Genomic DNA, 23,627 nt, shown 5'->3' with positions numbered 1-23,627 from the left:
ATGGGATGACAGGCGGATTTTTCGTTCGATCGGCACCCGGCGCCTTACACTCCTTGGTCATTCCAGGGAGCGCCGCGAAGCAGAGCGTAGACCTCAGAATGACCAGAAGAGATGCTCAGCCAATGCGCAAGGATGCTGCTTTCCGCGAACGCGACCGCCTGCCGCCGCGCGACGGGACCTTCTACTGGGCTTGGCAGGGTTGCAATGATCGGGTCGCAGACTTTTCCGCCAGCCGTCTCCGCCCCGACCGGCAAGGTCATATGGGCGAGCGGGTCGCCCAGCGGAGGCCGACCACGCCGACCAGCATGGTGACGAGGCCGATATAGAGCCATTGCGTCTGCCCGGTCATGAAACTGCCCTTGACGAGACCGAGGCCTTGCAGCGACCAAAGCGCACCCAGCCCCAGCACAATCAGCGCCAGCACAAATCTGATCAATCGCATCGGCTGGACCCTCTCCGGAAGTCGATCCTGAACGGCAATGGGGACGCAACAAAAGACGTCGAGGAACCTAAGCAGTTCCGTCCCTCAGTACTTCAAATCTTGTGGGCCGATCTTGCCCCGAATGTCCCGTATGCCGGCCCGATATTCATTGAGAATACGCCTTAACCGGGCCGTGAATATCATGACAAACTGTTTCGCGGCGACTCCAAACGTGTGCTGTCGCCATGGAACCGCCAGATCAATGCCGCATTTCCCGCCTCATTCGGCACATATCGGCGGGGCATATCTCTAACGGAGCCATCCCCAAAGCATGAAGAAAACTAACCAGACTGCGCTTGTCGCGGTAACGATCGCGGCTGGCCTGATGGCCGGCGCCTCATCCGCCTCCTCCGCCGCCGCGCAGTGCGGCCGCGCTTCCTGGTATGCGCTGCATTCCAGAACCGCCTCAGGGGAGCGCATGAACCCCTCGGCACTGACTGCAGCCCATCGCTCCTTGCCCTTCGGCACCAAGCTTCGGGTCACCAACAAGAATAACGGCCGCAGCGTCGTCGTGCGCATCAACGATCGCGGTCCGTTCGTGAAGGGACGCATGCTCGATCTCTCCCGCGGCGCCGCCGGCCAGCTGGGCTTCATCGGTTCGGGCCATACCGCCGTCTGCATGGCGCGCGTCTGAGCCGCCTTAGTTTTGATGCATGTCGTCCTCCAAAGGGGCTGCCCACTTCGGGGCGACATGCATTGGTCGTGTCCGGCATGAAGGGGCCGGACACATATCCTTCACATTTCGGCAGCGCACATTGAGCCGGCTCGCCCGCTTAAGTCCGGTTTTCAACAGGTTGAACGAAAGATGCATTCGTCAGACAAAATGACGTATTGCATCGCAACAATATCTTGCTAACCTCGCCAGGAGACATTCAAGGCTCGGCGCAGTTCGTCGTCCTTTTGGTCGTCGGACGGCAGCGGGGTTCGCGATGTTCTACCAGCTCTACGAAATGAACCATGCAGCGCTGCAGCCGGCCCGCTTCTATGCCGACGCGGTGCGGCTCTTCTACTCCAACCCGCTCAATCCGGTTTCCCACACCCCCTTCGGCCGCTCGGTCGCGGCGACCGCGGAGCTCTTCGAGCGAACCACCCGTCGCTACGGCAAGCCGCAGTTCGGCCTGGACAAGGCCGTGGTCGACTGGAAAAGCGTCGACGTCACCGAAAAGACGGTCTGGTCGAAGCCCTTCTGCGACCTGATCCGCTTCGAGCGCGCGCTGCCCGCCGGCCGCAAGCCCGATCCGAAGCTTTTGATCGTGGCGCCGATGTCGGGCCATTACGCGACGCTGCTGCGCGGCACGGTCGAGGCGATGCTGCCCCATGCCGACGTGCACATCACCGACTGGGTCGATGCCCGCATGGTGCCGGCGGCGCAAGGAAGCTTCGATCTCGACGACTATGTCGACTACATCATCGAGATGTTCCACGCGCTCGGCCCCGACACGCATGTGATGGCCGTATGCCAGCCCTCCGTGCCGGTGCTGGCGGCGGTGGCGCTGATGGAAAAGCGCGGCGATCCCTTCGTGCCCTCCACCATGACGCTGATGGGCGGACCGGTCGACACGCGCCGGAACCCGACCGCGGTCAATCTTCTGGCCAAGGAAAAGGGCATCGACTGGTTCCGCGATAATGTCATCATGCCGGCGCCATGGCCGGTGCCGGGCTTCGGGCGCCCGGTCTATCCGGGCTTCCTGCAGCTCTCGGGCTTCATGAGCATGAACCTCGACCGCCACATCATCGCGCACAAGGACTTCTTCATGCACCTTGTGAAGCATGACGGCGACAGCGCCGAAAAGCACCGCGACTTCTACGACGAATATCTGGCGGTGATGGACCTGACGGCGGAATTCTACCTGCAGACGGTCGACACCGTGTTCGTGCGCCACGCTCTGCCGAAGGGCGAGATGACGCATCGCGGCGAGGCGGTCGATCCGAAGGCGATCCGCAACGTTGCGCTTTTGACCATCGAGGGCGAGAACGACGATATTTCCGGCCTCGGCCAGACCCAGGCCGCGCATGATTTGTGCGTCAACATCCCGGCCGACAGGCAGGCGCATTACATGCAGCCGGCCGTCGGCCATTACGGCGTCTTCAACGGCTCGCGCTTCCGCTCGGAGATCGTGCCGCGCATCGTCGACTTCATTTCCAGCTATGGCCGCCAGCACCGCGTGGCGGCGAAGCCGAAACTGGTCCGTTCCGCCAAAAGCTGAACTCCGGAGCCCGGCATCAGCCTAGCCGCCACCTGGCGGCCAGCGGTGTTGCACCCGCGCTTCTGTTGCGAAAGTGCCGCTACGGGATCGCGCAGGTAACCATGCCGCCAAACTGACCGTCGTCTCCAATTGACACGGACTGTAAATCGCCCTTAACGTTTCGTTAATAAAGAACAGGGCGGGGGCAATGACTTCCTCAGCGATGACGCGGATTCTGCGCTTGTGCGCAGCCGCAGGACTGGCGATCTCTGCGCATTGGGCGGTGCCGGCCTGGGCGGCTGGCGCGATGGCCACGGGCGGCCTGACCTCGCAACCGATCGGCCACTATGATTTCTGCAAATCGCATCCGAGCGAATGCAACATCCGCCCGGTCAATCTCGGGCCGGCCACCATGACGGACGGGCTGTGGCGCAGGCTGGTCAGCGTCAGCGCCAAGGTCAACGCCGCCGTCAAGCCGTTGAGCGATCTCGATCACTACGGCAAGGACGAAGTCTGGGCCTATCCGGACGACGGCTATGGCGACTGCGAGGACTATGTGCTGGAAAAGCGCCGCCAGCTCTACCGCCTGGGCATGTCGCTGGCCGACCTTTTGATCACCGTCGTGCGCAAGCCGGACGGCGAAGGCCATTCGGTGCTGACGGTGCGCACCGACAAGGGCGACTATGTGCTCGACAACCTGACCGACAAGGTCAAAGCCTGGGACGCGACCGGCTACCGCTTCCTCAAGCGGCAGGCGATCGACAACACCGGGCGCTGGGTCTCGATCCGCGACGGCCAGCCTGTGCTTGTGGGCTCGGTGCAGTAGGCCTCGAACACCCGCTTTTCTTCGCAAGGCGCTCTACCCCTCTGCTGTGGGTGCACCGAGCGGCGCATGCCAAGCTGGTTTCGACGGCCGGCGAAAAGGCTCTGTGGCTGGCGGTGGGTTGAGCGGGGCGCTTCTGGTGCCAACCTTGGAGATTGGCCGAAACCCACGTGACGTCGTCATACTCGGGCTTGACCCGAGTATCCATGCCGTGACCCTTGCCGCAGAGTGCAACGGTGCAGAATTCTGTAACCGTTGGAACGCCTTGGCGTAACGGCATGGATTCCAGGGTCTGCGCGCGTCGCTCCGCTCCTTGCTCCGCCCTGGAATGACGACCGAGCAGTCGTAGCCGCACATCGCAACGGGCGATGACAACAAAAGCCCGGCCGATAGCCTTGCCGAATATTTTCACGCAACTCCATGAACCTTTTGCGTCCGGCCGGCGACACATAGCCGTGGACGACAAACCCAACCATGGAGAATTTCAATGACTGCTTTCCTGCGAAACACCTTGCTTGCCGCCATCGCGGTGTCGGCCTTGACCGGATCGGCCCTGGCGGACGAGACCACCAAAAGCTGCGCCAAGACCAATCTCAACGATCTGTGGAGCGGCCGTTGCTGCGGCGTCGACTCCTCGGCTTGTCTGGGCGGTGGCAACGGCGGCCGCGATCACAACAACAATGGCGGACGCGGTAGCACGAACGGCGCCGGCAAGCAGTGATTTCAGGAATAAGGGCTGTTCGCGGCCTAGCACACGGAAGCCGTGGCCCTCGCTGAACGTCACCGCGGCGCAGAACGATCTCTGTTCTGCGCCGCCTTGCCCTTCGCGCGAGGTCGCGGAATGGATCCTCGGTTCTGCATGTCCGCTTCGCCCGTGGATGACGAAGTTCGGGCGGCTTCGGCTAGCCGCCCCGTTTCATCAGGGCAAGCTATCCGCGCAGCGCGTCGCGGACCAATGCCGTGATCTTCCTCAGCTCCGCCTCATCCAACTTCTCGATGCTCTCGGCCAAAAGGTTGGCCAGCTCGGTTGCCGCCGGCGACAGGCCCGATGTGTCGATCCTGACTCTCGGATGCGAGCTTTCGGCGAGGCGGGCAAGATCCTCGGCGTCGTCCCAGATGATGTTGAAATAGCCGATGATCTTCTGGATCAGTGTCCAGGTCGGCGCGCCGCGGCGGCCGTGCTCGAGCGCCGACAGATAGGCGGCGCTGACGCCGATGGCCTTGGCCATTGCCTTCTGGCTGACGCCGCGCTCGGCGCGCAGCGTCCTGAGCTTCTCGCCGAACGGGGTCATGCCGGCTGGCTCATTGCCGAATCCTCATGACCGTGTCCGCCGCAGCCGCACATAGAGCGCGCCCGAGCCGCCATGATTGCGGGCGGCATGGTCGTGGCTGGAGACGAGGTGCCGGAAGGCGGGCGTCGACAGCCAGGCCGGCACGGCGCGGCGCAGTATGCCGTCGCCGCCCGAGGACGAACCCTTTCCGGTGATGATCAGCACGTAACGGATGCCGCCGGCATGCGCGCGGTTGAGGAAGGTGAGCAGCAGCGAATAGGCCTCGTCCTGCGTCATGCCGTGCAGGTCGACGCGGCCTTCGATCGGCAGCCGGCCTTTTTTCAGCTTGTGCAGCGTCTGGTCGTCGAGCGAATGCGCCACATGCGGCGCCTTCGGCTTGGCGGCCACGGCCGCTACGCCATTGGCGGCAGGCCGGGGCGTCTCAGGCTTGGGCTCGACGATGTCGGGGATCTCGACGGCCGTTTTGCCCTTCAGCGGCCGCGCAGAGCGCGCCACCAGGTTCCACAGGATGCGGTCGTCGTCGCTGAGATGATCGTCGCGGCGGCTCACCGGGTCGCTCCATGCAGAAGCGCACGCGGCACCAGCGCATAGAAATCGGCCGCGTTGCGGACCACGCCGGCGATCTCGCCGGCAGCGTCGCCTGAGCCGGCGAAGAGGTCGCCGCGCGCCGGACCGGTGATGGCCGAGCCGGTGTCCTGCGCGATCATCAGCCGCCGGAACGGTTTTTCGTCAAAGGCGGTGAGCGTCGGCGCGTCGATATAGAAGGGCGTCCCGAATGTGTGCAGCAGGCGGTCGACCGCGACCGAGCGGCCCGGCGTCAGCGGCACCTTGGCGGCGGCGATCGGGCCGAGCGAAGCATCGTCGACCGCGGCTTCGCGGAAGAAAATGTAGGAGCGGTTCCGCCACAGGATCTCGTCGACCCGGTCGGGATGTGCCTTGAACCAGGCTCGGATCGATTGCATCGTTACCTTTGCCAGCGGAATCTCGCCGAGATCGCTCAAGATCTTGCCTGGGCCGGTGAAGCGCTGGCCGGACTTGGCAGCGTAGGTGACGCGGCAGAGCTTGCCGTCTGTCATCTTCAGCCTGGCTGCGCCCTGCACATGGATCAAGAAGGCGTCGACCTTTTCGGCGAGCCAGGCGATCTCGAGGTTCCGGCCGGCGAGCGCGCCGCGCTCGATTTCGCCACGATCGAAATATTCGATCGGAACACCATCGGTCCGGCGGGCGAAGGCCAGATAGGCATCCATGCCGGCCGGCCGGTTGCCGTCGTCGATTTCGATCAGGTCGGCGGGGCGCGACAGCAGCGGCACGGTGAACCGCCCGGTCCTGACCGGCGAGGCTTCGACCTCGGGCTCGTAGAAGCCGGTGACGAGACCCGCGCCGTTTTCGGCCTTGACCAGCATCGGCACGAAATGCCTTTCGAAGAAGGATCGCGCCTCGGACCTGCTCGGCGCCGAAACGGCACGCGCCTCGGCAAAGGCATCGGCAAAAGCATTGAAATCGACGCCGAGCGATCCGGTGCGGTAAGATTTTATCGGCGCGTGAAAGGCCGAGCGGCGAAACGCGGTGAAGGCCGCAGCATGGTCATCTTCGCCCCAGCCCGGAAGGTCGCTGAAGGATTTTATGCCGAATGCGGAAGAGAGCGGCACGACTGGGGCCCCGCCGCTTGATCTCAATCTTCTTCTTCGGTGGCGACAAGCTTCCAATTCGGGTCGCGCGAGCGGGTGTCGCGGGCGAAGGTCCAGACATCCTTGACCTCGGCCACCGTTTCAGGGTCGCCGTCGATGACGGCGCCGGCCTTGTCGCGGGTCGCCGAGATCAGCTCGGAGACGACGCGCAGCGTGATATGCGCTTCCGAGCCCTTCATTTCGGCGGCGACGATGTCGGCCTTGTCGATGCCGACGAAGGAGGACTGGATCTTCTCCGATTTGGCTTCACGGTCGCCGATCGCGGCGACGAAACCATCATAGACCTCGCGCGACAAAAGGTTCTTCAGCGTCTTACGGTCGCCGTCGGCATAGGCCATGACGATCATCTCATAGGCCATCTTGGCGCCGTCGACGAAGCCCTTCGGCTCGAAGGACGCATCATTGTCTTTGATGGAGCGCAGGCCCTTGTTGAGATCGGTGTCGGGTTTGGCAAAGGCGTCGATGTCGGCATAAATCTCGGGCGCAGTTTCGCCAGGCGCGCGCTTGCGCGGCAGCGACACCACATTTTCAGGCTTTTGCGCCGCATCGGCCTCGCGCGTGCGGCTCGCTGAATAAGGATCGAAGGGCGGGCGCTCGTTTCCGGTGCGACGTCCAAGCACGTTGCGCAGCTGGAAAAAGATCACAACCGCCGCAATCAGAAAGAAAATCGTGCCGAAGTCGAAGAAACCCATAATTTCCGCCAACTCGATCCCTGTTCTTGCCGCACCGGCGTAAACCCCTCGGGGATCGCGGTCGCATAGCGTTCAACACCCAAAGCATATAGAACGGCAGGCGCTATCATTCAAATCAAAGGCAGCCATACCTATCTAAAGGCGCCAAGGCCAGCGGCGATTGTCCGCGAGCGCCGCAAAAGAAGAAAGCGATCGGTCGACACTTTGCGCATTTCCTTCATCCCGTTGTTCCTGCTGTTGCTGCCGCTGCTGGAGATCGCCGGCCTCGTCGTCGTCGGCCGCGAAATCGGCGCTTTGGCGACGGTCGGGCTGGTCATCCTGTCCAGTGTCGCCGGCAGCCTGCTGCTTCGGCATCAGGGTTTCGGCGTCATGGCGCGGGTGCGGACGGAAATGGACGCCGGGCGCGACCCCAGCCGCCAGCTCGCGCATGGGGCGATGATCGTGCTGGCGGCGATTCTTTTGATCATTCCGGGCTTCATCACCGATTTTTTCGCCATTCTTCTCCTGTTGCCGCCAGTGCGCGACTTCGCCTGGCGCCTGCTCAAGAACCGCATAGTCATGGCGACCAGCTTCGGCCGCGGCTTTTCGGCGCGCCGCCGCAACAATGTCATCGACCTCGACGACAGCGACTATTCTCGCGACGATTATCCGGACCGGCCGGACCACAATTCGCCCTGGCGGCGGCTGAAGAACGATTAGGGCCAAAACGCCTACCGGTTCGTCCTTGGGCGGAGCGGGAAGCGAGCGTACCGCGCAGCCCACAGGATCCAGTGACTTTCGAGTGTTGCCGCGGTGCAAAATTCTGCTCCGCCGCATTGCACGGCTCAGGTCACGGAACGGATTCCAGGGTCTCCGCGACGCCGCTTCGCGGCTGCTCCGCCCTGGAATGACGAGGTTGAGAGGCTTCGGCCAATACCTGGCGTTCGCGCTGTCCTGTTCCTTCCGCCGATGAGGGCGGCAAAACTTGTTTTGTCCGGCCGAGCATGGTAGCGAACCCGCGATTTCAATCCGGTCAGCAATGCTGCCCAGGCAAAAGGACTTAAAGGCTCATGGCCAGCAACGATGACGCCGCGACCGGCGCCGCCAACGGCAACGGCACCCAAAACCAGCCCTCGCTCAATGTGCTTGCGCAATATGTGAAGGACCTCTCTTTCGAAAGCCCCGGCGCACCGAATTCGCTGCGCGGCCGCGACAAGGCTCCGGGCATCGCAATCAATGTCAATGTCAACGCCAACCCACTCTCGGACAAGCAGTTCGACGTCAATTTGACGCTGAACGCCAAGGCCTCCTTCGACCAGGAAGTGCTGTTCAATGTCGAGCTGGTCTATGGCGGCGTCTTTGCCATCAGCGGCTTCCCGCAGGAGCACATGCTGCCGCTGCTGTTCATCGAATGTCCGCGGCTTCTGTTCCCCTTCGCCCGCCAGATCGTCGCCGACGCCACCCGCAATGGCGGCTTCCCGCCGCTGATGCTCGATCCGATCGATTTCGCGCAGATGTTCCAGCAGCGCATCGCCGAGGACCAGGCTGCGGCTGGCAAGGTCCAGGTGAGCTGAGGCTAACCGGCGCTACACCCTATCGAAAGCCCGGCATCGCGCCGGGCTTTTTTTCGCTCCTTGCTCCGCCCTGGAATGACAGCCGGAAACATGGCCATGGCCAATCTCGAAGGTTGACGGCTGATCGTTGAGCCTGATCAACAAAAACCCCGGACAAAACGATGCCGGGGTTTTTTCGTCTTAGCAGTTCAGGAGCCGTCTATTCCGCCGGCGATGGTTTCTTGCGGAAGATCGATGCCAGATTGTCCCACAATTCGATCTTGGCGCCCTGGCGCTTCATGATCACGCCCTGCTGCAGGATCGACAGCGTGTTGTTCCAGGCCCAGTAGATGACGAGGCCGGCCGGGAAGCTGCCCATCATGAAGGTGAAGATCACCGGCATCCAGGTGAAGATCGCCGCCTGCGTCGGGTCCGGCGGCGCCGGGTTCATGCGCATCTGCAGGAACATGGTGATGCCCATGACCACCGCCCAGGCGCCCATATGCGGCAGGAAAGCGGGCGCCGCGAACGGCAGCAGGCCGAACAGGTTGAAGATCGACGTCGGATCGGGCGCCGCGAGGTCGTGGATCCAGCCGAAGAACGGCGCGTGCCGCATCTCGATGGTGATGTAGAGCACCTTGTAGAGCGAGAAGAAGACCGGGATCTGCAGCGCCACCGGCCAGCAGCCGGCCAGCGGATTGATCTTCTCGGTCTTGTAGAGCTCCATCATCGCCTGCTGCTGCTTCATCTTGTCGTCCGCGTATTTCTCGCGGATCTCGACCATCTTCGGCTGCACCTTCTTCATGTTCGCCATCGAGGCATAGGACTTGTTGGCGAGCGGGAAGAAGATGGCCTTGACGACGACGGTGGTGGCGAGGATCGCCAGCCCGAAATTGCCGAAGAATTTGTAGAGCGTGTCGATGAGCCAGAACATCGGCTTGGTGATGAAATAGAACCAGCCCCAGTCGATCAAAAGGTCGAACTGGCGGATCTGCCGGTCCTTGGCATAGGCGTTGATGGTCGAGACTTCCTTGGCGCCGGCGAAGATCTCGGATTCGACCGTCGTCGACTGGCCGGGAGCGATGCTGATTGCGTCGGACAGGTAGTCGGACTGGTAGCTGTGGCTGTGCGGCCCGTCCTTGAACTCGAAATAGGAGAATTTCGGCTGGAAGGGCTGCTTCTCCGTCGGGATGAGCGTCACGGCCCAGTATTTGTCGGTGATGCCGAGCCAGCCATTGGTCGACTTGCTGGGGGTGTATTCCTTGTCCTTCTCGATCTTGGCGTATTTGTATTCCTGCAGCCCCTCGCTGCCGGTCACGCCGATCAGGCCCTCATGCAGCACATAGGTGCTGGCGACGGCCGGCTTGTCGAAACGGGTGACGCGCCCGTAATTGTACAGCGAGACGGCGGCCGTTCCCGAATTCTGCACCGTGTCGGAAACGGTGAACATGTATTCGTTGTCGATCGAGATGGTGCGCTTGAACGTCAGGCCCTTGTCGTTGGTGAAGGTCAGCGTCACCGGCGTCGAGGGCGTCAGCGTCGGATTGCCGTCGACGCTCCACACCGTATCCGCGCCGGGCACAGTGCCGGTGGTGTCGTTGCCGACGAAGCCGATCTCGGCGAAATAGCCATTGGGCAGCGATGAGGGGTTGAGCAGCTCGATCTCGGGCGAGTTCTTGTCGACCGTCTCGGTGTAGTGCTTGAGCCTCAGGTCGTCGAGGCGCGCGCCGGCCAGGTTGATCGAACCCTCGAGGCTCGGCGTGTCGATCTTGACGCGCTTGGTGGCGGCAATCGCCTGGTCGCGGCTGGCCGCGGTCACGCTGTCGCTGCCGGGCGCGCTGGGGATGGCGCCGGCGGTCGGGGCCGGCGTTCCGGCCGCGCCTGGATTGGTGCTCTGCGCTTCCTTCTTTTGCGCCTCGGCGCGCTGTTGCTCGATGCGGGCCTGCTCGCGCTGCTGCTCCATGCGCGGGTTCATGTAGAACACCTGCCAGAGCGTCAGGATCAGCACCGACAGCGCGATGGTGATGAAGAAATTGCGGTTGTTTTCCATCGAAGCCCTTGGCCTATCGTGTTCCGCGCAGCCGGCGGGAGAGCTCGGCCTTCAACTGGCCGAACGGAATGGCAAGCACGTCTTCACGCCCGACGATGACATAGTCATTGCCAGGCGCCATGTCATCGGCGGCATGAACGCGCACGGCTTCCCTCAGCCGCCGTCGGACGCGGTTGCGCACCACGGCGTTGCCGACCTTCTTGGTGACTGTGTAGCCGACGCGCGGCGCAAGGTCATCGCCGCGGTCGAGAACTTCAACGAGAAAAAGCCGCCCGCGGCGTTTCTCGCCGCCGCGCACAGCCAAGAAATCCGCGCGTTTCAGAAGCCGCCCGGGAGTTTTCCCCTGTGGCTTGCCGGGTGCGGGCAACGATCTCGTCTTTCGTTCAGGCGCTGAGCCGCTTGCGGCCGCGGTTGCGACGGGCGGCAACGACGCCACGGCCACCCTTGGTGGCCATGCGGGCACGAAAACCATGCCGGCGCTTACGGACGAGCTTGGACGGTTGGTAGGTACGCTTCATTTGTTTTAATACCGCGGGGTGCGGCCCTTCTTGATTCTGTCACTGTGTAACAGGAGCTTTGCCGGGCCGGCCTAGGCGCGATCGAAACCGCGCCGGGACGAATGGCCCGAGCGTGAGCGGGCTTATAGAAAGAAGGTCTTTGGAAGTCAATCCGCCCTGCCGCGAGGCATTTTTCGCCGAGCCGACGATGAAATTGGCAAAAAGACCGCAAATCGCATAATCTTGACCGATCAAGCCTTTGTGAATGCGCGTCAATGACGAGTGAAACTCTGCCCACGAACGAGAAGGCACAACCGGCGGCGGCGAATTCGTCGCGCCGGGTGCCATTGTCGCGCGGTCTGTCGACCAAGCTGCTTTTACTCACCATCGCCTTCGTGCTGCTGGCTGAAATCCTGATCTTCCTGCCCTGGATCGCCAGCTACCGGGTCAACTGGCTGAAGGAGCGCCTCAGCACAGCCGCCGCGGTGTCGATCGTGCTGTTGCAGGGCGAGCCCAACTCGCTGTCCCACAACGCCCAGAACGATGTGCTGATGGCGATCGGCGCCAAGGCGATCGCGGTGCGTGACGGTGGCGTCTCACGGCTTCTGGTGGTCGCCGACATGCCGCCACAGGTCGACGCGCACATCGATATAGCCAATGTCGGCCTGATCAACGGCATGACCGGCGCGCTCGACACGCTGTTCTTCGGCGGCAAGCGCATGCTGCGCGTCTTCGGCCCGGTCGGCGACAGCGACAAGGAATTCGAGCTGATCATGCCGGACTACCGTTTGCGCGACGCCATGCTGAGATACTCGCGCAACGTCGCCGTCGTCTCGCTGCTCATCTCGCTGTTCACCGCCATGCTGGTCTATGCGGCGATCGACCTGATCATGATCGGGCCGATTCGCACCATGACGCGCTCGATCCTGGCCTTCTCCGAGGCGCCCGACGATCCCGGCCGCGTCATCCGCCCCGCCGACCGCGCCGACGAGATCGGGGTTGCCGAACGCGAGCTGTCGCAGATGCAGGACCGGCTGCAGAAGATGCTGTCGGAGCAGAAGCATCTCGCGGATCTCGGCCTGGCCGTCTCCAAGATCAACCACGACATGCGCAACATCCTGGCGTCCGCGCAGCTGATGTCGGATCGCCTGCGCCAAGTGAAGGACCCGACCGTGCAGGCCTTCGCGCCGAAGCTTCTGCGCGCCCTCGACCGCGCCGTCTCCTACTCCGAAGGTGTGCTTCACTATGGCCGTACGCAGGAGCCGGCGCCGTCGCGCCGCCGCGTGCGACTGCGCCAGTTGGTCGACGACGTGCACGGCCTGCTCGACATCGAGGAGGGCATCGAGTTCATCAACGCCATCGAGCACGCCTTCGAGGTCGATGCCGATTCCGACCAGCTGTTCCGGGTGCTCACCAATCTCTGCCGCAACTCCGTGCAGGCGATGGCAGCCGACACCGAAAGCGCGGTGGTGCGCCGGCTGGCGGTCGCGGCCGAGCGCCAGGGCAGCGTCAGCCGCATCACCGTCACCGACACCGGACCCGGCCTGCCGCCCAAGGCGCGCGAGAACCTGTTCGCCGCCTTCCGCGGCTCGGCGCGCAGCGGCGGCACCGGGCTTGGCCTGGCGATCGCGCACGAGCTGATCCGCGCTCATGGCGGCACGGTCGAGCTGGTCGAATCGATCGGCGGCCGCACCGTCTTCGCCGTCACCATTCCCGATCAGCCGGTGCGGCTCGATCAGGCGCGCAACGGCCTGCGCCGCCCGGCTTGAGGTATGCCGATATTCAGGTGAGGCCGGCCTGCAAATGGCGGCTTCCTGCGCTTCCGGTGCTCACGTACTTTAAGTACGCTCCGCTCCGGTTCTCAGAAACCACCATTTTCGACTCGGCCTGACCTGAATCTCGATACACCTCAGGCGCGGCAAAACCACCTGCGACAAAACTTTTGCCGGATCGGCTTGCTTTTCGCAAATTCAGTCGTTAGGGAACACTCCACATCGCGGCCGGCCTTCTCGACCGGATCGCGGGGCCTGTGTTATGCACGGCCTGTTGCGCGCCCGTAGCTCAGCTGGATAGAGCACCAGACTACGAATCTGGGGGTCAGGAGTTCGAATCTCTTCGGGCGCGCCAACAATTTCAGATATTTAGCTGAATCCCACCGTTTTCAAATGGCCGTTTTGAAACGGCTCTGCATCGTCGGATGGATTTGCGCGGTTGGGAGAACTGCAGCAAAGGATCGAGCGATCATCCGGCCCGAGCCGTGTTGCGTTTATGTATGCGGCAGAACCAATTGCAAAATAAATCAGTCGGCCTAATCTGAACCGATTGCACAATGCAATCAGATTGTGTGATGCCATGTGAGGAACAGACAATGGCCAAGCTCGTGTTTGGACGAGCATCCCGAATGGAATGCGGACGAGCGGGCCTTTGCCGCGGCGTGGCGGAACCAACCGAAATGGGTCGTCTCGCGCTCGTTGAAGTCCGTCGGGCCCAATGCCAGTCTTGTCGAGGGTGATCTCGAAGGCGCTATCCGCAAGCTGAAAGCCGAGCGCGCCGGCGACATCGAAGTCGCCGGCCCGGATTTGGCGCGAAGCCTCACTGAACTGGGCCTGATCGATGAGTATCGGATCTACCTGCACCCCGTGGTGCTTGGTCACGGCAAGCCGTATTTCGCCGGGCCCCGGCCGCCGCTGCGCCTGATGGCTCATGATCGGATCGGCGAGGATGTGATCAGGTTGAGCTACGTTCCTGCCTGATCTCGCGACGTCCTCTCGTGCCGCACCAGACTGCTTATCCGAGCTTCGCAGTCCGAATCTTCGGGCGCCATTCCTGTTCAACGCCCACTCTGAATGATCAGGGCAGGGCTCAGCGCGGCTTATGCCGTATATACCAGCGCCAGGATTCTGGGCGAGATGGTGAAGCGCACCGTCAAACGATTGCCCGATGAAGTGACCGCCTCGCCCGAGGCGAGATCGATGGCGATGTCCTCAAAGTCCAGCACCCGGCCGTCGAGCGGAAACGAGGCCTTGTAGACCGCCTCCTTGATCGCAAACAGAATGCGGCTGCCCAGGCGGGAGTCAAGATCGCCCAGACGGTCCTGCGGCGTTGCCACCATGCCTTGGAGGTCGTGCGGCAAGGGCAGGGCAGGCTCGATGTCGACGCCCACGCTTCTCATCGCGTCGGATCGCGCGGCGACCGCCACGGCAAGTTCGTCGTCATGCGCAATTGAACCGACGATCCCTGCAGGCCAGATCGGGTTTCCCAATTGGCCCCGTAAGACGGCGAGATCCGCACATCTCAGCCGCCGCAGCAATTCATGCGCGACCCGACGGCCCCCTCCAGTGGCGGCGCGCGCCCTCTGTTCGCGCGTGGCGATGGAAGCGCCTTCCGCCGGCAGGATGTATTGTTCGTCGCCGGCACGAATAAGACGGCAGCCGGTGACGAGGCCGGGCTGCGCGAGGCCGGCCAGCGCCTGCTCGACGGCGCTCTCGATGTCCGGTCGCGCGTCGTCCGGCCGTGTGATCACTTGCTGCTCAATTGGAGCACGGCAATCATCTCGCCATCCTCGTCCAGTTCCGTCTCGACGAAACCGAAGCCGGCATAGAGCCGGCGCGCCGCCTCGTTGTCCGGTTCGTAGCAGATCGAGACGCGGCGTATGTGGCCGAGCTGCGCGATCTCCTCCAGCACCCGGGCAACCGCGGCACGGCCGAGGCCCTTGCCCTGTTCGCGGCGGTCGATCATGAAACGATAGATGATCGCCTCGTCATCGTCCTCCGGAGCGCTGTACATCAGGAATCCGACGACGCGCCCGGCCGCGACGACAGCGCGGGCGATGGCCTCGTCATCCTCCCCGGCCTCTTCCAGCGAGTCGACATTCGAAGCGACGAAGCCTTGCTGCTCGGGCGTCAGCTCGAGCGCCAGGATCGCCGCCCGGTTATCTTTGCCTACGGGCCGCAGGACAACCGGGCGGTCGCCTGTCCGCGCGTCGGCGGAACGCTTCACTGTTTCTGCCCGATCTTGATCGCGCGCGCGTCGATCGGCGTCACCACGCCATAGAGCTTCGCCGGGTTGCCGCGCCACACGGTGTTGGGCTCCAGCACTTCGCCCTTCATGACGAAGCAATCGAGGTCCGCCACGGATCCCTCGCCCATTGCCACGGCGTAGTGGACGAAGGCGGCGGGGGCGAGCGTGCAGCCATTGCCGATGCGGATGTAGTCGGACTTGAACGCGCCTTCCTCCAGCGAATGCGCCTGGATGACGCAGCCCTCGTTGAGCGTCGCGTCGTCGCCGATCTCCACCAGCGACCGCTCGGTGATGATGCTTCCCCCATCATAGACGCGCCGCCCGACCTTCACGCCCACCAGACGCAGCAGCAGCGGCCTGAACGGGGTGCCGGTGAACAGGCCCATGATCGGCGAATCGGACAGTTTCCAATGGCGTTCGTGCCGCCAGAAGACCGGGTCGTAGATCGTCGCCATCCTGGGCTTCAGCCGGCGGAAACCGAGGCTGACGCGTTCCAGGAAGACATAGAACGGAATGCCGATCGCCGTGGTCAGCACCACCGCCACGAACAGCGCCGTCTGCTCCCATTCGTTGTAGTAGTTGAGCGCCCTGTCCCAGATGGCGAGCGTCAGGAACAGGATCAGCCACTGCGCGGCCAAGAACAGCAGCGCGGTGACCAGATTGTGGAGGTTCTTCAGCGGCAGTCGGCGGCGGCGCTCCTCGTCGGAGATCAATCCGAGCAGCTCCTTGTCGCGATTGACCATGCGCGGGATTTCAAAGGGCGGCGACCCAAGCAGCCCGACATTCTCGCGCACGGGACCATCGACCGGTACATGCACCTTGGTTCCGAGCAGGCAATTGTCGCCGGTGCGGGAATCCGGCGAATAGATGATGTTGTTGCCGAAGAAGTTGCGCTCGCCGATGCGCGTGTGCTCGAGGCGGAAGGAATTGGCGGACTTCTGCATGTTGACCATGAACAGGCCGTCGGAGACCATGGTTTCCGAGCCGATCTCACTAAGCTGCGGGTTTTCATGCCGCTGGTTGGTGCCGAAATTCGACCCGGTCTGGTTCACCTTGTTCAGCCGCCAGCCGATGGCGCGCAAATAGTAGACGATGGCCGAGCTGTCGCCGAACAGCACGTTCAGCAGCCGCACGTTGCTTACCAGCTCCAGCATCGATTGCAGCCAGTAGTGAAAGCCGTAGAGCGAGTAGTCCCGGCCGGGCTTCAGCATGAGGTTGAACAGCCGCGGCACGATGGCCGCCAGCAGCACGCCGCCGATGACGAAGCCCGCCACCGTCACCGTGGTGCCGATCGCCACGATGCCGATGGTCTCCTGATAGTCGTCGCCGACATTCTCCCAGTAGGTGTGGAACAGAAGCGGGAACGGCGTGACGATGGCGAAGAGGATGAAGAGCTGGATCGCTTCGTAGATGATCCGGCGCGCGTGCGACAGCGGCACGTTGGGCACCGTGCAATAGTCCGCCTCGGTCGGGATCGCCGGCGATCCGTGCCAGCGCTCGCCGGCAGGAATCGCCTGTCCGCGATGCAGCGACGAAGCGTGGCCCAGCTGGGCGCCGTCGCCGATGCGGGTGTCGATGTCCAGCGTTGAGCCGACGCCGACGAAAGCGTTGTGGCCGATGTCGAGCGGGCCGGTGTGGATGTAGCCCGCCTGGGCGCGGAAGCCCAGGATCATGGTATCCTTGCGCAGGATCGAATTGTCGCCGATGCTGATCAGGTCGGTGCAGACCGGAACGGACCGGCACTCGATAACGGTGCGGTTGCCGAGCCGGGCGCCGAGCAGGCGCAAATAGAGGCTGTATAGCGGGCTGCCGCGGAACAGCACCACCGGCGCGCTGCGAACCAGCGTCTTGACGACCCAGAAGCGATAATAACGCCAGCCCCAGATCGGGAACGTCTCGGCCTTCCAGCGGCCGACCAGCAGCCATTTGGCGATGATGGCAAAACCGCTGAGCCCGAAGAAGACGCTGGCGGACAACAGAACGCAGCGCAGATAGAGCTGCACCGGGTCGTCCAGCGCATCATAGACCCAGTTGAGCCCGTCATTGATCGCCCAGAGCGAGCCATAGCTGTAGAGCGCGTAGAATATGAGCTGCCCAAAGCCCGTGCTCCAATAGGCAAAGCTGGAAGCCCGATGCGTCAGCATCGGCTCGCTCGCCGCAACCGCGGCCATCTGCGGCGCGCGCAGGTGCTCGGCGAGCTTCGCGACCGTGGGATGCAGGTAGACGTCGCGCATCGAGGTCGTCGACCAGGCCTTGCGGGAGCGGATGCGCGCGCAGAACCTCGCCATCAACAGCGAGTTCGCGCCGAGGTCGTCGAAGAAGTGGTCTTCGATGGAGATGTCCTCGAATTTCAGCACGTCCTGCAGCGTTTCGACCAGGAACCTCTCGTCCTCGTTGCGCGGGTCGATCATCGCATGGCCGGCCGCGACGCGCGCGCTGGTCGGCTTTGGCAGCTTTCTCAGGTCGACCTTGTTGGAGACGGTCATCGGGATCGCGGGCAGCTGCTCCAGATAGGCCGGAACCATGTAGTCGGGCAGCCGCTGCTTGAGTTCCCGCACGAGCATGGTGCGATCCACACTGTCGCCTCCGCTCCTTGGGGCGTAATAGGCGACCAGTTCCGTGCGCTCGGGCTCGATCTCCCATGTCGTGACCGCCGCCTGCGCGATGCCCGGCTGTTCCAGCAGCACGGCCTCGATCTCGCCCAGCTCGATGCGGTAGCCGCGGATTTTCACCTGCGTGTCGATGCGACCGTGGTATTCGATCTCGCCCTTGTCGTTGATGCGGCCGAGATCGCCCGTCCGGTAGATGCGGCCGCTGGGATTGTTCGGCAGGCCGATGAAATCCTTGATGAATCGCTGCTCGGTGAGTTCCGGTCGATTGAGATAGCCTACCGCCACGCCCATGCCGCCGATGCAGACCTCGCCCAGCTGGTCGCCGGTCAGCACCTTCGGCTTTTCGGGGTCGAGAATGGCTATCGAATAGGTGGGCAGCGGCCTGCCGATGGTCACCGCTTCGTCCGGCGTCAGCAAGCCCATGGTGGCGGTGACCGTCGCCTCGGTCGGGCCATAGGTGTTCAGGATCTGGCGGCCGGGCTTCGCCCAGCGCACCACGAGCTTTTGCGAGCAGGCTTCGCCGCCGACCAGGATCGTGCGCAGGCTGGGCGCGTCGCTCTCGATCGACGACAAAAGCGTCGGGCTGCAGGCCATGCAGGTGATGTGATGCTCGCGCAGGAAGCTGGCAAGCTCCTCGCCAACGAGGGGCTGCTGGCCAGGGGCCGGCACGACCGTGGCGCCGGCGGCAAAGGGCACCCAGATCTCCTCCGAGGAGAAGTCGAAGGCGATGGTCATACCCTGGTACACGCGGTCGCCCGGCTGGTACCCGTAGGATGCTGCGGCAACGCGGATGAAGTTGCAGAAGCTCCGATGCGTGATGACCACGCCTTTCGGCTTGCCCGTGGTACCGGACGTGTAGAGAATGTAACAGGTCTGGTCCTGGCTGCCCTCCGGCAGGGGCGCCGTTTCCGGCTTGAGTGCGATTTCGGATTCCGCCGAGTCGATCGAGATATGCGGAACCGGCAGGCGCGCCACGCGCGCGGCATAACCGGAGACGCTGATCACCATCGTGACATTGGCGTCCTCGATGATCATCACCATGCGATCTTCGGGGAACGCGGTGGCTAAAGGGACGAAGGCTGCCCCGGCCTTCATCACGGCTAGGATAGCGATATAGGTCTCGGCCGAGCGGTCCAGCAAAAGGCCTATCCTGTCGCCCGGCTTCACGCCACGCTCGATCAGCAGATGCGCGAACTGATTGGCACGGCTGTTCAGCTCGCGATATGACCAGGGCCGGCCGCCGGAAATCACCGCCGGTGCGGCGTCGAAGCGGCTCGCCAGATCGCCGAAGAAGCGGTCAAGCCTCTCGTGCGGCTCGCCCTTATGTATGAAATCAGGGCCGATCAGGATCTGATCGCGCGGTGGCGATTCCGTCACTGGTTTGGCTTTGGGCGCGTTTTTCCTGGCGGGCTTGGTTGCTTCATTCAGAGACATTGGAGGACCCGCGAGCTCGTATGGCTCGCACTATGCCGTGATTGGCGAAAAGACAATTGACCGACGATGACGGGCCAGTTGATTTGCCTTTGCGGCGGATTTGAGATGGCGTTCCGATCGGCAATTCATGCCACGCGACGTTCACGATGATGTGACGGAGCGCCGATCTCCCCCGCGAAGGCGTATCGTTTTGCGTGCGCTCTGCGGGATCATCTCCGCAGGCAGCGGCTCGATCAGCTCGCGGATGGGTCGCCGCTCAATCGGTAAGCAAGCAGATATCCGCCTCGGCGACGCAATAAGGCACGTGACGGAAATCGCGGATGGCCATGACCTCTTCGCCGCGCCAGTCGATCAGCATGAAGCCGCGCACCGCATCGTGCGCCTGCGGGTTGCGGATCAGGATCGCCGGCTGGCCGTCGACGAAGCCGAGCGACAGCGCCCAGTCGCCGAGGCGGTCGTAATTGCCGAAATAGGTCGAGGCTTCCTTCTTGCCGTTGAGGCGGGTGCGATTGAGGACGTCGACCTGGACATCCTCGGCGATCAGCCTCCTGACCCCGTCGAAATCGCGCGCGTTGAACAGGTCGATGTAGCGGCGCAGCCGGCGCTCTTCTTCGGGATCGAGCCTCGGCACCGCCACGTCGTCCGGTGCCGAGGCCAGTGCCTTCAGCTCCGCCCGGCCGCGATGCAGCGCCGCCTTGACGGCGGCGAGCGTCGCGCTCGTCACCTCGCAGGTTTCATGCAGGCTGAGGCCGAGCACGTCGACCAGGATCACGGCGCTGCGCTGCGTTGGCGTCAGCCGCATGAAGCTGCGCAGGCTCGCCGCGGTCGCGAGTCTCGTCTCGGCGCTGACGGAGAGGTCTGCTATTGCGGTCATGTCGGCCTCGCTCGTTCGGGAACGTTCCCGTTGGCGACGGCGCAGGTGATCCTGCGCCGCGTTGTGAGCGATGCGGAACAGCCACTGCTCGGGACGCTCGACGAGAGCGCCGCCATCATGGGCGGCCAGCGCCTTCACCACAGCCTCCTGCACGATGTCCTCGCCCTCGATCGCCGAGCCGGCCAAGCGGGCGGCATAGCGGTGCAGCTTCGGGCGCAGCCCGACAAGCATGGATTCGAGTTCCGCGCGGTCGAATTTCGCTGCGCTCATCGTCCTCATTCTCGCCTCGCCGATTACATGCCGTGCCCTGGTCAGGCCGGCACGGCTTCATTTGCCCCGGCCAGCATACGATAGTCGCCGACGATCTTCGCCGGCGACCTGGCAAGCGGCGTCGAACGTCGCGCGGCATGATCGGCGCCGAAGGCCTTGAACGCGTCGAGCTCGGTCAACGCCGAGCTATCCTTGTCGTAGCCGACGATGTGGACGAATTCGCCATTCTCCAGTTCGAGCACCAGATAGCGCAAGGTTTGCGGCTTCGTTTCATCCAGCGCCTCGAACACTTTTGCCACCAGCGCCCGGTTCTCGGCGATGCTTGCGTCTTTCACGCCGTAGCGGATGAGATTGTAGGTCATGGTCGTCTCCTGTTTGCGATCTGCGTGAGGAAGACGTTCCATGGCCTCCAAAGGATTCCCGGGCCGGGTCTTATCTTTTTGATCGTCTGCGGCGATCAGCCGGTTCCGCCGATCATGGAGACAATCGTGTCGTCGCCGGCCGATTGCGGCCGCATCCGGCCGCTGGCCAACTCGACCGACAGTTTGCATAGGGCTGAGTTGACGGGCGTCGCCATGCCGTGCAGCCGCCCGAGAAGCACGATCTCGCCGTTGAGGAAGTCGGTTTCGAGGGAGCCGGTCCCGCGCACGATGCTCTGCAGCGTCGAGGAGCCGACACGCGTTCGGCCGGGGATGGCGGTTATGGTCAATTCCTCGCGCGCCATGGCGTCGGTCTTGTCCCAGTCGATCCCGGCGGCGGTGAGCACCGCCTCGGCTTCGGCGCGCGCCTTGGCATACCATTTCCGCTGCAGCTCGGTCTCGCCCAGCGCCGCGTCGATGATGTTGCGAAGGTTGGCGAGCAGCTTGCGGTACTTGCTGCTCATCACATTGTCCCTGGGGTCGGCGATGAAACCGGAGGCGCTCAGAACCCCGCACAGTTTCTCGACTGTGTCGTCGATTCCGGAAGGATAGCGGCCGATATCGAAGGCGCCGATCTTGGGCGCGAAATAGGCCGCGGCCTGACCGGGCGTGTTGTAATCGGCCGGCAGCATGACCGTCGCGCCATAGACATTGGCGAAGAAACGCAAGGCCAGCGCCTCGTTGGCGACGCCGTTCTGGAAGCAGCACACCGGCTGCGTCGTGACACCGGCCGCGTTGAGCCGTTGCAGCGCCCCGAGCGTATCAGGCGTTTTCATCGTCAGCAGCACGACATCGTCCGGCTCGAAGGAAATCTTCGACGGGTCGGCATGGGCGGGAAAGCGCGTGGTCCTTGTGCCTTGCGGGGTGGAAAGCGACAGTCCCGAGGCGCGGATGGCGTCGAGCTGCCTGCCGCGGGCGATGCCGAGCACCGTGTGGCCTGAAAAACTCAGCTGGGCCGCGATGGCGCCGCCGATGGCGCCGATCCCATAGACGATGATGCGCATGCTGTTCCCGTCATGATTGGAGTTGGGACTTCAGTCGAGTTGACCGAAAAAGCCTACAGCGTTGTCGCCGAGGCGGCGACCATCCGCGCCCTCCGTTCACGCAATCGTGGCCGCCGCCGCCCGCCCCGCGCAGCGCCCCGAAAAAATGCAACCGCCGAGGAAGGTGCCTTCCAGCGCCGCATAGCCATGCACGCCGCCGCCGCCGAAGCCGGCGACCTCGCCCGCCGCATAAAGCCCCGGCACCGGCTGGCCGGCGGCATTGAGCACGCGGCTATCGAGGTCGGTCTGCAGCCCGCCCAGCGTCTTGCGGGTCAGGATGTTGAGGCGCACCGCGATCAGCGGGCCGTTCGCCGGATCGAGCATCTTGTGCGGCTTGGCGGTGCGGATCAGCCTGTCGCCGAGATAGGAGCGCGCACCGCGCAGCGCGGTGATCTGCGCATCCTTGGAGAACGGATTGTCGAGCTGCCTGTCGCGGGCGCGGATCTCGCGCTCGACCTGGGCGACGTCCAGCAGCGGCTCGCCGCCGGCCAGCGCGTTCATGCGCGCCACCAGCCTGGAAAGATCGGCCTCGACGATGAAATCCTCGCCCTTTTCCATAAACGCTTTCACCGGGCCGGGAATGCCTGATGTCGCGCGGCTCAGCACCTGCCGCCAGCTTTTGCCGGTGAGGTCAGGGTTCTGCTCGGAGCCCGATAGCGCGAACTCCTTCTGGATGATCTTCTTGGTCAGGATGAACCAGGAATAGTCGAAGCCGGTGCTCATGATGTGGCTGAGCGTGCCCAGAGTGTCGAAGCCCGGATAGAGCGGCGCCGGCAGCCTTCTGCCGCGCGCATCGAGCCAGATCGAGGAGGGGCCGGGCAGGATGCGGATCGCGTGCTCGGTCCAGATCGGCGCCCAGTTCCTGATGCCCTCGACATAGTGCCACATGCGGTCGCGATTGATGACCCTTCCGCCGGCCGCCTCGGTGATCGCCAGCATGCGGCCGTCGACATGATCCGGCACGCCGGTGATCATCCGCTTCGGCGGCGCGCCCAGCCGCTGCGGCCAGTTCTGGCGCACCAGCTCGTGGTTGCCGCCGATGCCGCCGGAGGCGACGATCACCGCTTGCGCATGGAGCTCGAAATCGCCGGCCATGTCACGAGAACTCTTGCGGCCGCGCTCAACCGTGCTTGGCTGCAAGATGTCGCCACGTACGCCGCTGACCGTGTTGCCGCTGCGGACAATCTCGGTGACCCGGTGACGAAACCTGAACTCGACCAGCCCGCGCTTTTGCGCCTCGCGCACGCGCTGCACGAAAGGCTCGAGCACGCCGGGCCCGGTGCCCCAGGTGATGTGGAAGCGCGGCACCGAATTGCCGTGGCCGGTCGCATTGCCGCCGCCGCGCTCGGCCCAGCCGACCACGGGGAAGAATTTCAGGCCGCGCTCGATCAGCCAGGAGCGCTTCTCGCCGGCGGCGAAGCCGACATAGGCCTCAGCCCATTTGCGCGGCCAGAAATCCTCCGGCCGGTCGAAGGCGGCCGTGCCCATCCAGTCCTCGAGCGCGAGGTCGTGCGAATCGCGGATGCGCATGCGCCGCTGCTCGGGCGAATCGACCAGGAACAACCCGCCGAACGACCAGAAGGCCTGGCCGCCCAGCGACTGTTGCGGCTCCTGGTCGACGATGATGATTTTCTTGCCGGCCTCCGCCAACTCCGTCGCGGCGACGAGGCCGGCCAGCCCCGCGCCGACAATGATCACGTCCGCGTCAGCCATT

The 23,627-nt window shown here is 63.7% G+C and carries 22 protein-coding genes, 1 tRNA gene and 1 pseudogene; 9 read left to right on the top strand and 15 right to left on the bottom strand.

Features of this window, described 5'->3' with window-relative positions:
* Nucleotides 1-256 precede the first annotated feature (256 nt).
* Nucleotides 257-442, bottom strand: coding sequence for a hypothetical protein (locus tag CK219_RS17320; RefSeq protein WP_095767966.1), 186 nt, complete (start codon nt 440-442; stop codon nt 257-259).
* Between the two features lie 310 nt (nt 443-752).
* Between CK219_RS17320 and CK219_RS17315 the strand changes: the two genes are divergently transcribed.
* The 4 genes from CK219_RS17315 to CK219_RS17300 all read left to right on the top strand — a co-directional run bounded on the left by CK219_RS17315 (nt 753) and on the right by CK219_RS17300 (nt 4,211).
* A complete protein-coding gene (locus tag CK219_RS17315) occupies nt 753-1,115 on the top strand; it encodes a septal ring lytic transglycosylase RlpA family protein (RefSeq protein WP_095767965.1) in 363 nt (120 codons plus the stop codon).
* Between the two features lie 295 nt (nt 1,116-1,410).
* Nucleotides 1,411-2,688, top strand: coding sequence for a polyhydroxyalkanoate depolymerase (locus CK219_RS17310; protein ID WP_095767964.1), 1,278 nt, complete (start codon nt 1,411-1,413; stop codon nt 2,686-2,688).
* A gap of 187 nt (nt 2,689-2,875) precedes the next feature.
* Nucleotides 2,876-3,493 (top strand): transglutaminase-like cysteine peptidase, encoded by a 618-nt coding sequence (locus tag CK219_RS17305; RefSeq protein ID WP_095767963.1) that lies wholly within the window; start codon nt 2,876-2,878, stop codon nt 3,491-3,493.
* Nucleotides 3,494-3,977: 484 nt separating this feature from the next.
* Nucleotides 3,978-4,211, top strand: a complete 234-nt coding sequence (locus CK219_RS17300) for a hypothetical protein (RefSeq protein WP_095767962.1) — start codon at nt 3,978-3,980, stop codon at nt 4,209-4,211.
* Nucleotides 4,212-4,419: 208 nt separating this feature from the next.
* Here CK219_RS17300 and CK219_RS17295 read toward each other — a convergent pair whose 3' ends face one another.
* Genes CK219_RS17295 through CK219_RS17280 form a run of 4 tightly spaced genes read right to left on the bottom strand, consistent with a single transcriptional unit; the run spans nt 4,420 to nt 7,162 of the window.
* Nucleotides 4,420-4,782 carry a helix-turn-helix transcriptional regulator gene (locus CK219_RS17295; protein WP_095767961.1) on the bottom strand — a complete coding sequence of 121 codons (363 nt, stop codon included), beginning with the start codon at nt 4,780-4,782 and terminating at the stop codon, nt 4,420-4,422.
* A 24-nt stretch (nt 4,783-4,806) separates the two neighbouring features.
* Complete coding sequence (locus CK219_RS17290; protein ID WP_095767960.1) at nt 4,807-5,331, bottom strand: Smr/MutS family protein; 525 nt, start codon at nt 5,329-5,331, stop codon at nt 4,807-4,809.
* A complete protein-coding gene (locus CK219_RS17285) occupies nt 5,328-6,431 on the bottom strand; it encodes a murein transglycosylase A (protein WP_095767959.1) in 1,104 nt (367 codons plus the stop codon). Before CK219_RS17285 ends, CK219_RS17290 begins: the two co-directional genes overlap by 4 nt.
* A 23-nt stretch (nt 6,432-6,454) precedes the next feature.
* Nucleotides 6,455-7,162 (bottom strand): Tim44/TimA family putative adaptor protein, encoded by a 708-nt coding sequence (locus tag CK219_RS17280; RefSeq protein ID WP_095767958.1) that lies wholly within the window; start codon nt 7,160-7,162, stop codon nt 6,455-6,457.
* 204 nt (nt 7,163-7,366) lie between these two features.
* On the opposite strand from CK219_RS17280, the gene CK219_RS17275 reads away from it, so the two are divergent.
* Together CK219_RS17275 and secB are read left to right on the top strand one after the other, a co-directional pair.
* Nucleotides 7,367-7,861 carry an FxsA family protein gene (locus CK219_RS17275; RefSeq protein WP_095767957.1) on the top strand — a complete coding sequence of 165 codons (495 nt, stop codon included), beginning with the start codon at nt 7,367-7,369 and terminating at the stop codon, nt 7,859-7,861.
* 350 nt (nt 7,862-8,211) lie between these two features.
* A complete protein-coding gene (gene secB, locus CK219_RS17270; RefSeq protein WP_095767956.1) occupies nt 8,212-8,715 on the top strand; it encodes a protein-export chaperone SecB in 504 nt (167 codons plus the stop codon).
* A 199-nt stretch (nt 8,716-8,914) separates the two neighbouring features.
* Here the strand turns inward: secB and yidC are convergent, their stop codons facing one another.
* Genes yidC through rpmH form a run of 3 tightly spaced genes read right to left on the bottom strand, consistent with a single transcriptional unit; the run spans nt 8,915 to nt 11,262 of the window.
* On the bottom strand, nt 8,915-10,744 hold the full coding sequence (yidC, locus tag CK219_RS17265; protein ID WP_095767955.1) for a membrane protein insertase YidC: 1,830 nt from the start codon (nt 10,742-10,744) through the stop codon (nt 8,915-8,917).
* 13 nt (nt 10,745-10,757) lie between these two features.
* A complete protein-coding gene (gene rnpA / locus CK219_RS17260) occupies nt 10,758-11,111 on the bottom strand; it encodes a ribonuclease P protein component (protein ID WP_095767954.1) in 354 nt (117 codons plus the stop codon).
* Between the two features lie 16 nt (nt 11,112-11,127).
* Nucleotides 11,128-11,262 carry a 50S ribosomal protein L34 gene (rpmH, locus tag CK219_RS17255; protein WP_008833937.1) on the bottom strand — a complete coding sequence of 45 codons (135 nt, stop codon included), beginning with the start codon at nt 11,260-11,262 and terminating at the stop codon, nt 11,128-11,130.
* 254 nt (nt 11,263-11,516) lie between these two features.
* On the opposite strand from rpmH, the gene CK219_RS17245 reads away from it, so the two are divergent.
* The 3 genes and pseudogenes from CK219_RS17245 to CK219_RS17235 form a co-directional block, all read left to right on the top strand.
* Entirely contained in the window at nt 11,517-13,010 is a 1,494-nt protein-coding gene (locus tag CK219_RS17245; RefSeq protein WP_095767953.1) for a HAMP domain-containing sensor histidine kinase, read from the top strand.
* A gap of 281 nt (nt 13,011-13,291) precedes the next feature.
* Nucleotides 13,292-13,368, top strand: a tRNA-Arg gene (locus tag CK219_RS17240).
* A 260-nt stretch (nt 13,369-13,628) separates the two neighbouring features.
* Nucleotides 13,629-13,994 (top strand): annotated as a pseudogene (locus CK219_RS17235) (dihydrofolate reductase family protein); the annotation flags it as partial.
* A gap of 119 nt (nt 13,995-14,113) precedes the next feature.
* Here the strand turns inward: CK219_RS17235 and CK219_RS17230 are convergent.
* From CK219_RS17230 to CK219_RS17200, 7 genes are all read right to left on the bottom strand, one after another.
* On the bottom strand, nt 14,114-14,764 hold the full coding sequence (locus tag CK219_RS17230) for a 4'-phosphopantetheinyl transferase superfamily protein (RefSeq protein WP_095767951.1): 651 nt from the start codon (nt 14,762-14,764) through the stop codon (nt 14,114-14,116).
* On the bottom strand, nt 14,761-15,240 hold the full coding sequence (locus CK219_RS17225) for a GNAT family N-acetyltransferase (protein ID WP_095767950.1): 480 nt from the start codon (nt 15,238-15,240) through the stop codon (nt 14,761-14,763). The genes CK219_RS17230 and CK219_RS17225 overlap by 4 nt, the downstream gene beginning before the upstream one ends.
* Complete coding sequence (locus tag CK219_RS17220) at nt 15,237-19,250, bottom strand: Pls/PosA family non-ribosomal peptide synthetase (RefSeq protein WP_245340514.1); 4,014 nt, start codon at nt 19,248-19,250, stop codon at nt 15,237-15,239. The genes CK219_RS17225 and CK219_RS17220 overlap by 4 nt, the downstream gene beginning before the upstream one ends.
* 313 nt (nt 19,251-19,563) lie before the next feature.
* A complete protein-coding gene (locus CK219_RS17215) occupies nt 19,564-20,451 on the bottom strand; it encodes a sigma-70 family RNA polymerase sigma factor (protein ID WP_095767948.1) in 888 nt (295 codons plus the stop codon).
* Between the two features lie 41 nt (nt 20,452-20,492).
* Nucleotides 20,493-20,813, bottom strand: a complete 321-nt coding sequence (locus CK219_RS17210) for a hypothetical protein (RefSeq protein ID WP_224526103.1) — start codon at nt 20,811-20,813, stop codon at nt 20,493-20,495.
* Nucleotides 20,814-20,908: 95 nt separating this feature from the next.
* The gene (locus tag CK219_RS17205; protein ID WP_095767947.1) at nt 20,909-21,874 is read right to left on the bottom strand and encodes a 2-dehydropantoate 2-reductase N-terminal domain-containing protein; all 966 of its coding nucleotides are present in this window, start codon (nt 21,872-21,874) and stop codon (nt 20,909-20,911) included.
* A gap of 96 nt (nt 21,875-21,970) precedes the next feature.
* Nucleotides 21,971-23,626: an FAD-binding dehydrogenase gene (locus tag CK219_RS17200; RefSeq protein ID WP_095767946.1), complete on the bottom strand. Its 1,656-nt coding sequence runs from the start codon at nt 23,624-23,626 to the stop codon at nt 21,971-21,973.
* Nucleotide 23,627 lies beyond the last annotated feature (1 nt).

The sequence above is a fragment of the Mesorhizobium sp. WSM4313 genome (genome assembly GCF_002294725.1).
Lineage (GTDB): Bacteria > Pseudomonadota > Alphaproteobacteria > Rhizobiales > Rhizobiaceae > Mesorhizobium.
The sequence above is the reverse complement of the archived record's forward strand: the minus strand, read 5'-3'. Positions and strand labels throughout refer to the sequence as shown.

Bases quoted from the DNA above. Each gene is read 5' to 3' on its own strand.
- CK219_RS17315 (WP_095767965.1), top strand. From the start codon at position 753: ATGAAGAAAACTAACCAGACTGCGCTTGTCGCGGTAACGATCGCGGCT.
- CK219_RS17320 (WP_095767966.1), bottom strand. From the start codon at position 442: ATGCGATTGATCAGATTTGTGCTGGCGCTGATTGTGCTGGGGCTGGGT.
- CK219_RS17295 (WP_095767961.1), bottom strand. From the start codon at position 4,782: ATGACCCCGTTCGGCGAGAAGCTCAGGACGCTGCGCGCCGAGCGCGGC.
- yidC (WP_095767955.1), bottom strand. From the start codon at position 10,744: ATGGAAAACAACCGCAATTTCTTCATCACCATCGCGCTGTCGGTGCTG.
- CK219_RS17210 (WP_224526103.1), bottom strand. From the start codon at position 20,813: ATGACCTACAATCTCATCCGCTACGGCGTGAAAGACGCAAGCATCGCC.
- CK219_RS17310 (WP_095767964.1), top strand. From the start codon at position 1,411: ATGTTCTACCAGCTCTACGAAATGAACCATGCAGCGCTGCAGCCGGCC.
- CK219_RS17205 (WP_095767947.1), bottom strand. From the start codon at position 21,874: ATGCGCATCATCGTCTATGGGATCGGCGCCATCGGCGGCGCCATCGCG.
- CK219_RS17200 (WP_095767946.1), bottom strand. From the start codon at position 23,626: ATGGCTGACGCGGACGTGATCATTGTCGGCGCGGGGCTGGCCGGCCTC.
- CK219_RS17305 (WP_095767963.1), top strand. From the start codon at position 2,876: ATGACTTCCTCAGCGATGACGCGGATTCTGCGCTTGTGCGCAGCCGCA.
- rpmH (WP_008833937.1), bottom strand. From the start codon at position 11,262: ATGAAGCGTACCTACCAACCGTCCAAGCTCGTCCGTAAGCGCCGGCAT.
- CK219_RS17280 (WP_095767958.1), bottom strand. From the start codon at position 7,162: ATGGGTTTCTTCGACTTCGGCACGATTTTCTTTCTGATTGCGGCGGTT.
- CK219_RS17300 (WP_095767962.1), top strand. From the start codon at position 3,978: ATGACTGCTTTCCTGCGAAACACCTTGCTTGCCGCCATCGCGGTGTCG.
- secB (WP_095767956.1), top strand. From the start codon at position 8,212: ATGGCCAGCAACGATGACGCCGCGACCGGCGCCGCCAACGGCAACGGC.
- CK219_RS17245 (WP_095767953.1), top strand. From the start codon at position 11,517: ATGACGAGTGAAACTCTGCCCACGAACGAGAAGGCACAACCGGCGGCG.
- CK219_RS17215 (WP_095767948.1), bottom strand. From the start codon at position 20,451: ATGAGCGCAGCGAAATTCGACCGCGCGGAACTCGAATCCATGCTTGTC.